General features: G+C 67.6%; 9 protein-coding genes and 1 pseudogene. 4 read left to right on the plus strand and 6 right to left on the minus strand.

Going from position 1 to position 11,854, the window contains the following annotated elements:
- Positions 1-179: 179 nt before the first annotated feature.
- The gene (locus tag ACPTTF_RS27255; RefSeq protein ID WP_423368971.1) at positions 180-1,172 is read left to right on the plus strand and encodes a sulfonate ABC transporter substrate-binding protein; all 993 of its coding nucleotides are present in this window, start codon (positions 180-182) and stop codon (positions 1,170-1,172) included.
- A gap of 36 nt (positions 1,173-1,208) precedes the next feature.
- On the opposite strand, the gene ACPTTF_RS27260 is transcribed toward ACPTTF_RS27255, so the two are convergent.
- Positions 1,209-1,793 (minus strand): putative glycolipid-binding domain-containing protein, encoded by a 585-nt coding sequence (locus ACPTTF_RS27260; protein ID WP_423368972.1) that lies wholly within the window; start codon positions 1,791-1,793, stop codon positions 1,209-1,211.
- A 171-nt stretch (positions 1,794-1,964) separates the two neighbouring features.
- Here ACPTTF_RS27260 and ACPTTF_RS27265 point away from each other — a divergent pair, with 171 nt between their 5' ends.
- Positions 1,965-2,873: a LysR family transcriptional regulator gene (locus ACPTTF_RS27265; RefSeq protein ID WP_423368973.1), complete on the plus strand. Its 909-nt coding sequence runs from the start codon at positions 1,965-1,967 to the stop codon at positions 2,871-2,873.
- 15 nt (positions 2,874-2,888) lie between these two features.
- Here ACPTTF_RS27265 and potE read toward each other — a convergent pair whose 3' ends face one another.
- Entirely contained in the window at positions 2,889-4,274 is a 1,386-nt protein-coding gene (gene potE, locus ACPTTF_RS27270; RefSeq protein ID WP_166953553.1) for a putrescine-ornithine antiporter, read from the minus strand.
- 78 nt (positions 4,275-4,352) lie between these two features.
- Positions 4,353-6,653, minus strand: a complete 2,301-nt coding sequence (locus ACPTTF_RS27275; RefSeq protein WP_423368974.1) for an Orn/Lys/Arg decarboxylase N-terminal domain-containing protein — start codon at positions 6,651-6,653, stop codon at positions 4,353-4,355.
- Between the two features lie 511 nt (positions 6,654-7,164).
- Between ACPTTF_RS27275 and ACPTTF_RS27280 the strand changes: the two genes are divergently transcribed.
- Together ACPTTF_RS27280 and ACPTTF_RS27285 are read left to right on the plus strand one after the other, a co-directional pair.
- Positions 7,165-9,345: an ornithine decarboxylase gene (locus ACPTTF_RS27280; protein WP_423368975.1), complete on the plus strand. Its 2,181-nt coding sequence runs from the start codon at positions 7,165-7,167 to the stop codon at positions 9,343-9,345.
- A 50-nt stretch (positions 9,346-9,395) separates the two neighbouring features.
- Positions 9,396-9,719, plus strand: a pseudogene (locus ACPTTF_RS27285) (MFS transporter); the annotation flags it as partial.
- Between the two features lie 37 nt (positions 9,720-9,756).
- Here ACPTTF_RS27285 and ACPTTF_RS27290 read toward each other — a convergent pair.
- Genes ACPTTF_RS27290 through ACPTTF_RS27300 form a run of 3 tightly spaced genes read right to left on the minus strand, consistent with a single transcriptional unit; the run spans position 9,757 to position 11,850 of the window.
- Positions 9,757-10,914 (minus strand): iron-containing alcohol dehydrogenase, encoded by a 1,158-nt coding sequence (locus ACPTTF_RS27290; RefSeq protein ID WP_423368976.1) that lies wholly within the window; start codon positions 10,912-10,914, stop codon positions 9,757-9,759.
- Positions 10,911-11,246: a putative quinol monooxygenase gene (locus ACPTTF_RS27295; RefSeq protein ID WP_423368977.1), complete on the minus strand. Its 336-nt coding sequence runs from the start codon at positions 11,244-11,246 to the stop codon at positions 10,911-10,913. Before ACPTTF_RS27295 ends, ACPTTF_RS27290 begins: the two co-directional genes overlap by 4 nt.
- Positions 11,247-11,274: 28 nt before the next feature.
- On the minus strand, positions 11,275-11,850 hold the full coding sequence (locus tag ACPTTF_RS27300) for a glycerol-3-phosphate responsive antiterminator (RefSeq protein WP_423368978.1): 576 nt from the start codon (positions 11,848-11,850) through the stop codon (positions 11,275-11,277).
- Positions 11,851-11,854 lie beyond the last annotated feature (4 nt).

Below are 11,854 nucleotides of genomic sequence, written 5' to 3' on the forward strand. Positions count from 1 at the left end.
GAGCCCGCCGCTGATTTGCATATGCGCATTCGTTGGTTGGCCGCCGGCATAGGCGGACGTATCGTCACGAGTCCGGCGCGGGCCGGCCCGTGGCGTGCAGCGCCCGCATCCGGCCCCGCCCTGCGCCGACCGCGTCGCCTTTCGCGCGCGGCCCGCTCATTCGCACGCAGGACGCCTCGATGAACGACACACCGCACGCAGACGTTGAACCGACACCGGCGAACCCGCATCGCCGCCAGTGGCTGCAAGGCGCGGCCGCCGGCCTGGCCGGGCTCGCGCTCGGCCCGCTCGCGGGCCTGCCCGCGCACGCGCAAGGCAGCGACACGCGGCTGCGCGTCGGTTTCCAGAAATACGGCAACTTCGTCGTCCTCAAGGCGCGCGGCACGCTGGAGAAACGGCTCGCGAGCCAGGGCGTCACGGTGCAATGGCTCGAATTCCCGGCCGGCCCGCAATTGCTCGAGGGCCTGAATGCCGGCGCGATCGACGTCGGCACGGTCGGCGAGACGCCGCCGATCTTCGCGCAGGCGGGCGGCGTCGATTTCGTCTACATCGGCAACGAGCCGCCCGCGCCGCAGGGCGAGGCGATCGTCGTACTGCCCGATTCGCCGATCCGCAACGTCGCGCAGCTGCGCGGCAAGAAAGTCGCGTTCAACAAGGGTTCGAACGTCCACTACCTGCTCGTGAAGGCCCTCGAACACGCGGGCCTGACGTATGCCGACATCCAGCCGATCTACCTGACGCCCGCCGACGCACGCGCCGCGTTCGTGCAGCGCAACGTCGATGCGTGGGTGATCTGGGATCCGTACCTGGCCGCCGCCGAGCGGCAGATCGGCGCGCGCGTGATCGCGAACGGCGAAGGGCTCGTGCGCAACACGCAGTACTACCTCGCCGCGCGAAAATACGCGGCCGCTCACCCGCAGGTGCTGCGCGCGCTGCTCGACGAGGTGGACGCGGTCGACCGCTGGGCGCGCGACCATGTGACGGAAGTCGCCACGCAACTGTCGCCGCTCGTCGGCCTCGACGCGCCGACACTCGAACTCGCGCTCAAGCGCGCCGGCTACGGCGTGCAACCGATCAGCGACGCGACGCTCGCGTATCAGCAGAACATCGCCGACGCGTTCACCACGCTGAAGCTGATTCCCGGCAAGCTGTCGGTGGCAAGCGCACGCTGACGCACCGCCAACGACGCACGGCGCGGTACACGTGCGTCAGCGCGCAGGGGCCGCGCCGATGCGCCGCCATTCGTCGTAGTCGGTGACGAGGCCCGCTTCGTCGACCGCGATATCGGCCGCATACGTGCCGCTTTCGTAGCGGTACACGTGCTCCGCCGTACGGGTATAGCGCTGCTCGCCGCGCACGAACGCGAATTCCGGAAAGCGCAGCCACGCGGTATGGATCACGGCCGCGTCGCCGACGGCCAGCCCGAGCCGCCGGATCGGCAACGTGTTCGTCGACGGGCTGAAGCCGAGATCGAGGTCAGTCGCGCCCGCGAGCGCCGGCACCTCGACACCGTCGATCGTCCATCGCCCTGCGTCGCACGCGATATCCCGCTGCCGCGGCGGCTGCGTGCCGCCCCACTGCGTGATGCGCGCCGAGCGCGTGAGCCAGCCCGCGTCGCACTCGATCGCGTAATCGATACGAAACGGCGAGCCGTCGATCGCGCCCGACACCGACCCCGTCACGTCGATGCCCGTTCGCGACTCGGCGAGCCTGCACCATTCGGCCGCCTGCCAGGTCTGCACGATCTGCCATGCGACGCAGCGCGTGCGCACCGCATCATCCTGTTGCGTCATGTCGCCTCCAGTCGATCGCACGGAAGCCGATTGTCGCCCATCGCTCCGGCGAACACACGCGGCTTGCGCAACCGATGGTCAGTATCGGCTCGCTGCGCACCTTCAGGCAGCGTTGCTTTGGTACCATCCGTCGATCGGCATCAACCGGAACCGGACAAGGGGCGCGACTTCATGGATTTGCTGGCGACGATGCGCATCTACGTCAGGGTCGTCGAGCGCGGCACGATGTCCGGCGCGGCGCGCGATCTGGACATGGGCCAGCCGGCCGTCAGCGAGCGCATCGAACGGCTCGAGAAGCATCTCGGCACCCGGCTCCTGATGCGCAGCGCGCGCACCCTCGCCTGCACGGAAGAAGGCCGGATCTTCTACGAACGCAGCAAGGAGCTGCTCGAAGCGGCCGACGATGCGGTCGCCTCGGTCTCGAAGACGGAAAACGCGCTCGACGGCACGATCCGGCTCGCAGCACCGCAATGCTTCGGCGAGGTCGTGCTGCCGGGCGTGCTGATGCATGTCCGCACCGCGTATCCGGGCCTGCACATCGATCTGGTGCTGAACGACGACATCGTCGATCCGGTCACGGAAGGCGTCGACATCTCGATCCGCGTCGGACAGCTCGGCGACGGCGGGTTCGTCGCGCACCCGGTCGGCGCAGTCGGCCGCCGGCTCGTTGCCGCACCGTCGTATCTCGACCGGTGCGGCCCGATCGACACGGCGGCCGATCTGGCGAACCATCCGTTCATCCGCGTAAAGGGCGTGTTCGCCAGCGAACGGCTGCCCCTGCAGCGCGACGGCAGCGCGCTCGAATACGCGCGCATCCGCACGATCATGACGACGAGCCACTGGCGCCCGATGTTCGACACGATCGCGGCCGGCGGCGGCATCGGCGTGGTCCAGCAGCCGGCCTGCGCCGACGCGCTCGCGGCCGGCACGCTCGTCGAGCTCCTGCCGCGGTACGCGATTCCCGACTTCGCGCTCAACGTGCTCGTGCACGCGCAGCGGCCGCTGCCGCCGCGTGTGCGGGCCGTCGTCGACCTGCTGAAGCAGGACATCCCGCCGCTGCTGGCCCGCCCTGCCCGGTAACGGCGGCGGCCGCCGTCAAGCCTGCAGCGACTTCCCCGGCTCCTTCACGTGCGCGTCGACTTCCATCTGGTAGAAGCGTGCGCTGACGAAGCCGAACAGCGTCCAGCCCAGGAACACGCACAGGCCGCCGAGCATCAGCGCCTGCTCGCCCGAGCTGAACAGCGCATAGAAGCTGTACGCGGTGGCCACCATCGCGATCACGTTCGTCAGCAGCGCCTTGGCCGGCGGCACCTTGGCGACCTTCTGGATCGTGATCAGCGCGGCCATCGACATCACGTAAGGCACGAGGTTTGTGACGACCGCCAGGTCGACGATCTTCTGGAACTGGCTGCTCAGTTCCGGGCTGATCGTCATCAGCGCCAGCGCGACCTGCGCGACGAGCAGGATCACCATCCCGACGATCGGCGTGCCGGTGCGCGTCGCCTTCGCGAACACCGGCAGGAAGTAGCCGACGTCCGCCGAGCTCTTGAACACCTGCGCGACCGTGAACTGCCAGCCGAGCAGCGAGCCGATGCACGCGATCACCATCAGCGCGGTGACGATCGTGCCGACGGTCGGCGTGAACATCGTCGCGAACGCGATGCCGAACGGCGCGTTCGACGCCGCGAGGATCGCGTTCGGCACGATCCCCGCGATCACGTTGGTCGATACGATGTAGAAGATCGCCGATGCGATCGTACCGCCGAGCACAGCGATCGGCACGTTGCGCTCCGGATTCTCGACGGCGTCCGAGTTCGCGCACGCCGATTCGAGCCCGAGGAACGCCCACAGCGTCACCGCGATCGAGCTGCCGACCGCCGGCCCGAACGGCAGGTTGTGCGGATTCCACGCGGCGCCCCAGGTCGCGCCGCTGAACCAGAACCAGCCGATCAGCGACACGACGACGACCGGAATGATCACGCCCCACACCGTCACCGCGCCGATCCGGCCGGTGATGCGCGAGCCGCCGAAGTTCGCGACCGTCGTCACCACCAGCAGGAAGATCGTCCAGAGGCCGGTTTGCAGCGGCGACAGCGTCGCGTCGAACAGCACGGTGCCGTAGCCGACCGCCGTCACGCCGATCGCGACGTTGGCGATCACGAGCGACAGCCCGTACGTGTAGTTCGCCATGTAGTTGCCGGCCTTGCCGAACGCGTATTCCGCGTAGCCGCCCATCCCGCCCGGCTTGCGGCTCAGCATCCCGCAGCGCGCGAACGCGTAGGCGAGCGCGAGCGAACCGCCGGCCGTGACGATCCACGACAGCAGCGAGACCGTGCCGACCTGCGCGAGCTTCGACGGCAGCAGGATGATGCCGGAGCCCATCATGTTGACCGCCGTGAGGATGGTCAGCTGCCAGACGTTCATCCGGTTCTTCGGCGCGGCCGCCGGGGCCGCGTCGGTCATGCGCGCTGCGTTTTCCATGATGTCGATCCTTCGATGTGAGGCCGCGGCGCGGCCGGTCGCCTGTTCGCCTGTTTGCCCGTTCGTCCGGCCGGATGCTCAGGCCGTCAGGCAGTACACGCGATACGTGCCGTCCTCGACTTCCACGCCGTGCGTGTCGTGCGCGAAGCCCGGGAAACGCCGGTCATACGCTTCGAGCGCCAACAGGTAACCGAGCACCGGGCCGTCGGCCGGCCCCGCGTTCTCGCCGGGCATCAGCAGCGGAATGCCCGGCGGATACGGCACGACGCCGGTGGCGACCGTGCGCCCGGCCAGTTCCTCGAGCGTGACCTGCTCCACGCGGCCCTGCACCAGATGCTCGTACGCCCGCACCGGGCTCATCTCCGGCTTCGGCAGGATCGAGAAAGCCTCCGACATCAACCGCGTCGTGCCGAGCTGCTCCATCGCCGCGAACATCGTGTCGGCCAGGTCCTTCAGCCCCATGCCCGCATAGCGCGAGCCATGCTCCTTCGCGAGTGACGGAATCGCCATGTCGAGCGGCAGGTTCGCGTCGTAGTCGCGCTTGAAGTCGCACAGCGCGCTGACGAGCGAGCCCCACTTGCCTTTCGTGATGCCGATCGAGAACAGGAACAGGATCGTGAAGTCGGTCGTCTTCTCGACGACGATCCCGCGTGCATCGAGATACGCGGTCACGACGCTCGCCGGAATGCCGACCGGCATCAGGCCGCCGGCCGGCGCGACACCCGGCGTGACGATCGACACCTTGATCGGATCGAGCATGCAGTAGCCGTCTTCGATATTGCCGAAGCCGTGCCATTGCGCGCCGGGCCGCAGCACCCAGCACGACGGGTCGCTCGCCAGCAGCTCGGGCGGCGCATCGTGGAACGGGAGCGTGCGGCCCGTGCGCGTCTCGAGCACGGTGTCGGGCTGCCAGCATTCGAAGAACCAGTCGCCTTTCGCGCCGAACTCGCTGTTCATCCGCGCGATCATCTGCCGGAACGCGACGGCCTCCTCGATCGACTCGTGCGTGAGCGCCGCGCCGCCGGGGCCGTCCATCATCGCGGCCGCGACGTCGTTCGACGCGATGATCGCGTAGTTCGGCGAGGTCGACGCGTGCATCATGAATGTTTCGTTAAACTGACCATGCGGAATCGGGTTGCGGCCGTCGCGCACGTGGATGTACGACGCCTGCGACAACGCGGTCAGTAGCTTGTGCGTCGACTGCGTCGCGAACACCGTCGGGCGGTCCGCACGATGGTCGCGCGGGTCGCCGTGCATCGCGTGGCGATCGCGGTAGATCGGATTGAAACGTGCGTAGCCGTACCAGGCCTCGTCGAAATGCAATCGATCGACGCTCGCGCCGAGCAGCTCCTCGACGCGCGCGACGTTGTAGCACAGCCCGTCGTACGTCGAATTGGTGACGATCGCATGCTTCGGCTGGCGATCGGCGAGCCCGGCCGTGAGCGGGTTCGACGCGATCGCCTCGCGGATCGCCGCCTGCGTGAGACGCTCGGACGCGATCGGCCCGATGATCCCGTAGCGGTTGCGCGTCGGCACGAGGTAGGTCGGGATCGCGCCCGACATCGTCATCGCGTGTTCGGCCGACTTGTGACAGTTGCGGTCGCACAGCGCGATCTGGTCGCGGCTCACGCTTGCCATCAGGATGATGCGGTTCGACGTCGATGAGCCGTTCGTCACGTGATACGTGCGATGCGCGCCGAACACGCGTGCCGCGTAGCGCTCGCTCTCGCCGATCGGCCCCGAGTGGTCGAGCAGCGAGCCAAGCTCACCGACCGAGATCGACAGGTCGGAACGGAACAGCGCTTCGCCGAAGTATTCGAAGAACGCGCGGCCGACCGGCGATTTCAGGAAGCCCGTGCCGCCCGTGTGGCCGGGCGTATGCCACGAGTATTCGTAGACGCGCGAGAATTTCGCGAGCGCGCCGAACATCGGCGGCAGCACGGTTGCGCGATAGCGTTCGATCGCCGCATGGATGCGCCCGCTGATGAAGTCGGCCGTATCTTCGAGCAGCCACACGAAATCGTCGACCTGGCCCATCACCGCGGACGGCACTGTCGACGCGACGCTGCGGTCGGCCAGCAGGAAGATCGGCACGTTGCCGTTGCGATGGCGGATCGCGTCGATCACGGCCTCGGAGGGCCCGTGGCCGTCCACGCCGAGATCCCAGTCGAGCAGCACGCACTGGATCGACGGATCGGAACGGATCAGCATGATCGCATCGTCGGCCGTGGTTGCCGTGAGCACGTCGATGTCGCGCTGCGCGAGCTCCGCGCTCAGCGTGCGGACTGCGCGCCCGGTCGCCGTTTCCTGCGCGATCTCGTCGTCGACCAGAAGCGCACGCATGCCGAGACGACGAATGCCACCGACGGACGTATTCATGTTGTTGCCCTCGTTGTTCCGATGCTTCGTTGGGGTGATGCGTCTCACGAGCACGCGGACAGCAGGCCACGGTCGGCGGTGTGAGACGCTCGCAAATCCGGTTTGATTCGCCATCCAATTCGGAGCCGACTATGCCATAGATGCCTTTTGAAGAAAAGCAGACGATTCGGTGAAACGGTCGGTCGTTTTCAAATCGCATTTCACGACCGGTTCATTTTGATGTGCATTGCAGCACGCCAATTCCCGATTATTTGATCGATCTCACCCGGCAGCGGGATTGTCGATTCCGGCCGATTGAATTTGCCCTGTTTTGTTGCTACGATCGGCTGCGCCGTGCCTTGACCGGCGGCGGCTGGGCCTCGCCGCGCAAGGCTTCTTTCGTGCGGCGCGCCATTCGGCATTCAGCATTCGCGGGAGCAATTTCAATCGGCTGCGGCGCGTGTCGGATTACGCGGATTACGCGCCCGTGCGAATGCGGCTCCCGTTTCAGCACATTTACGGGAGAGTTCGCGTGAGCCTGTTGAAAATCGCAGTCGAGCCGGCGCTGATTGGCGCCTTCCTCACCACGCACGAACAGGTCGACGTATTTCAGACCGATTTCACGAATATCGCGGCAATCGTCGTCGGAATCGATTCGGCGCAACAGGTGCTGAAAACCGTCGAAAGAACCGGGTTCGCGATTCCGTTCTTCGTCGCGGTCGAACCCGGCCAGGAAGTGCCGCCGTCGATCCTGCCGAGCGCGAGCGGCGTGATCCAGCTCCGCCATGGCGGCCGCCACTACTACGGCCGGCAGATCTCCGCCGCCGCCGACATCTACAGCGAGAACCTGCTGCCGCCGTTCTTCAAGGTGATGCGCGAATACGTGCAGCGCGGTTACGTGGAGTTCGACTGCCCCGGCCACCAGGGCGGCCAGTTCTTCTCGAATCACCCGCTCGGCCGAATGTTCTTCGACTTCTTCGGCGAGACGATCTTTCGCGCCGACCTCTGCAACGCGGACGTCCGGCTCGGCGACCTGCTGATCCACGAAGGCCCCGCACTGGAAGCGCAGCGCAATGCCGCGCGGATCTACAACGCGGACAAGACGTATTTCGTGCTGAACGGCACGTCGACATCGAACAAGGTCGTCACGAGCGCGCTGCTCGCGCCCGACGATCTCGTGCTGTTCGACCGCAACAACCACAAGTCGGTGCACCTCGGCGCGCTCGTGCTGTCGGGCGCACGGCCGGTCTACCTCGAAACCGCGCGCAACGCGTGGGGCCTCATCGGCGGCGTCGACAGCGCGGCGCTCGACGAAGCGCGCATTCGCGACGCGATCCGCGACGTCGCGCCGGAGCGTGCCGACCGGCCGCGCCCGTTCCGGCTCGCGGTGATCCAGCTCGGCACCTACGACGGCACGATCTACAACGCGCGCGAGGTCGTCGACCGGATCGGGCATCTGTGCGACTACATCCTGTTCGATTCGGCATGGGTCGGCTACGAGCAGTTCATCCCGATGATGCAGGACTGCTCGCCGCTGATGCTCACGCTCGGCCCCGACGATCCCGGCATCTTCGTCACGCAGTCGGTGCACAAGCAGCAGGCCGGCTTCTCGCAGACGTCGCAGATCCACAAGAAGGACAGCCACATCGAAGGCCAGAAGCGCTTCTGCGATCACCGGCGCTTCAACAACGCGTACATGATCCATGCGTCGACGAGCCCGTTCTACCCGATGTTCGCGGCGCTCGACGTCAACGCGCAGATGCACGCGGGCCCGGCCGGCAAGCGCCTGTGGCGCGACTGCGTCGCGCACGGCGTCGACGCGCGCAAGTTGCTGATGAAGACCTGCCGCCAGATCCGTCCGTTCGTTCCGCAGCACGTCGACGGCCGCCCGTGGGCGGACTACCCGACCGAGCAGATCGTCGACGACCTGCGCTTCTTCCGCTTCCATCCGTCCGACACCTGGCACGGCTTCGAAGGCTATGCGGACGACCAGTACTTCGTCGACCCGTGCAAGCTGCTGCTGACGACACCCGGCATCGATCGCGATACGCACGAGTACGCGCCGTTCGGCGCGCCGGCGCCGATCCTGGCGCGCTACCTGCGCGAACACGGCGTCGTGCCCGAGAAGGCCGACCTGTACACGATCCTGTTCCTGCTCACGCCGTCTGAGAGCTTCGGCAAGCTGCAGCACCTGGTCGCGCACCTCGCGCAGTTCGAACGCCATCTCGACCAGGACACGCCGCTGCGCGAAGCGATTCCGTCGCTGTGCGAAGCGTATCCGGAGCTGTACGGCAATATGCGCCTGCGGCAACTGTGCCAGCGGATGCACGACTTCTACCGCAGCCACGACATGAAGCATCTGCAGAAGCTGATGTTCCGCCGTGCGCAGTTCCCGAAGCAGGCGATGCTGCCGCAGGCCGCAAACGCCGAGCTGATCCGCAACAACGTCGAACTCGTCACGCTCGATCGCATCGAAGGCCGGGTTGCGACGGAGGGCGCGCTGCCCTATCCGCCCGGCATCTTCTGCGTGGTGCCCGGCGAAGTATGGGGCGGCCCGGCGCTCGACTACTTCCGCGCGCTCGAAGCCGGGATCAACGCGCTGCCGGGTTTCGAGCCGGAGATCCAGGGCGTCTATCTGCAGACGCAGCCGGACGGCACGAAGCAGGCATCGGCGTACGTGGTGGCAGCCGGCGCCGACGCGTCGCGATCGTAAGCCCGCAGGGCAGCAGCGCGCTGCCCTGCTGCGAGACTGCCGTGCAGCGGGCTCGGGCCGTCGCGGCGGCCGGCGCGGCGCCGCTCGCGTTCGTGCCCGCGATGATGCTGTGGGGCGGTATCAGCGGGTCGATCTCGCCGATCGTGCAGAACTACCCGATCCACACCGCGCCATCGCTGGCCGATGCGAGCGTCGGCATCAACGTGTCGGCCATGCATGCGGGTGTCACACTCGGTTCGGCGCTCGGCGGCGTACTCGTCGAACGCGACGCGCTGCGCGTCACGCCGTGGGCCGGATGCGGGCTCGTGGCCGTTGCGCTCGCGTGCGCATGCGCCGCGGCACGGCCCGCTCGGCAGGCGGCGAGCGCATCGTGAATGCAGGACGGGCGGCGCGACGCGCACGCCCGCTGCATCACCACGCCTGCCGGTAAATCTCCAGCGCGTCGGCCTCCGTCACCTCGCGCGGATTGTTCACGAGCAGGCGCGTCTGCAGCATCGCGTCCGACGCCATCCTCGGCAGGTCGCCCTCCCCGACGCCGACCTCGCGCAGCGTGCGCGGAATGCCCGTCGCGGCGATCAGGCGGTCGATCTCGCCGATCAGCGCGTGCGTACGCGCTTCGTCGCTGCCCGTCGCCGCCGGTGCGACGATCGCTGCGAGTTCCGCATACAGCGGCGCGGCGGCCGGCGCGTTGAAACGCAGCACGTGCGGCAGCACGAGCGCATTCGACAGCCCGTGCGGCACATGGAAGATCCCGCCGACCGGATAGGCCAGCGCGTGCACGGCCGCGACCGGCGCATTCGCGAACGCCTGCCCCGCGAACATCGCGCCGACCAGCATCGCCTCGCGCGCGTGGCGGTCGTGGCCGTCGTCGCACGCCGTGAGCAGGTTGCGCGACAGCAGCGTCAGCGCGTGCACGGCCAGCATGTCGGACACCGGGTTCTTCAGCCGCGCGGACGTGTAGGCCTCGATCGCATGCACCATCGCGTCGATGCCCGTCGCGGCCGTGGCCGCGCGCGGCAGGCCGAGCGTCAGTTCGGCGTCGAGGATCGCGACATCCGCGAACAGGTGCGGCGACACGACCCCCATCTTGCGCGCCTCGCCCACGGTGACGATCGACACGGCCGTCACTTCTGAGCCGGTGCCGGCTGTCGTCGGCATCTGCACGAGCGGCAGCCGCGCGCTCGTGACCTTGTCGACGCCATACATGTCGGCCAGCGCCTGCTGCCCCGGCACGAGCACCGCGATCAGCTTCGCGACGTCCATCGACGATCCGCCGCCCAGGCCGAGCACAAGCTCGGCATCGGCCGCGACGGCCCGCTCGGTCGCGTCCAGCACCACGTGCTCGGGCGGATCGGCGATCACGTCGTCGATCACGGTGACCTGCCAGCCATGCGCGGCGAGGCTCTCCAGCGCGGGCGCAAGCACGCCGCTGCGATGCAGGAACGCATCGGTGACGACGCACAACCGCACGAGCGCCGGAAAGCGTTCGCGCAACAACGCGCCGAGCCGGCGCGCGGCGCCGAATTCGACGACCTGCGTCGGAACGGTACGGAATTGAAACGGATTCATCGGGTGCCTCCCGGTGGCGTCGCCGTGCCGGTGTCCGGCTGTACCATGTAGCGCGACACGTCGCGGCGCTCGAGCAACGGAAAGATCGCGCCGACACCGATCCGCTGGAAATGCGGCGTGTCCCGATGCACGTCGAGGCCGTCCGCGTAGCGGTAGCGTTCGAGGATCACGATGTGATCGGGGTCCTCCGCCGACCGGAAATATGCGTAGTCGAGATTCTGCGGCTCGGTGCGCGTCGCCGGCGCGAGCTCGGCGAGCAGTTCGATCACGCGGTCGCCGTTGCCGGGTTTCGCGAAGAAATGCGCGATGACCTGCAGGTAGGGTTCATTCATGTTGCGCTCCATGTTCAACAGGAATCCGTCACGACGACGGGTCGAAATTCCACCATGCGCTGTCGCTCGTCGATACCGCGAGCGCGCCGTGCCGCCTCGCGCTGCGCACGTCGTCGGCGTTGCCGACGAAGCCGGACGCAACGATCGGCGGCAACGCCTGCCGGTCGGCTTCGCTCAGGTGCGCGAGCATCGGCGCGGGCATCAGTTGCACGAGGTTCGGATCGCTCTGCTCGATCGCCTTCATGCTGCGCGGCCACGTCGAACGGTCGGTCACGAACACCTTCTGCATCGTGATGAGCCCCGCGCGGTTCGCGCGCTGGATCGTCGCGACGCGCGTCGACACGACGCTTGCGACGCCGATATCGGCCAGATATTCGACGCCGCCCTTGTCCTGCGACAGCCCATCGCAGCTGTCGATGTTGACGATCACGAACTTGCCGGCCCGGGCGAGCGCCGTGACCGCCGCCTGCAGCCGGCGCAGGTCGACGTTCGCGACGATGCCGACCTCGGCCGCGCTGTCGACGAAACTGTCGGCCTGCTCGGCGCCGTACAGCGTCGCGATGACGGGATGACGGGCGAGACGCGCGCCCAGCGACTTGTCCATGACG

The organism is Burkholderia crassaminum, from assembly GCF_964265005.1.
Taxonomy (GTDB): domain Bacteria; phylum Pseudomonadota; class Gammaproteobacteria; order Burkholderiales; family Burkholderiaceae; genus Burkholderia.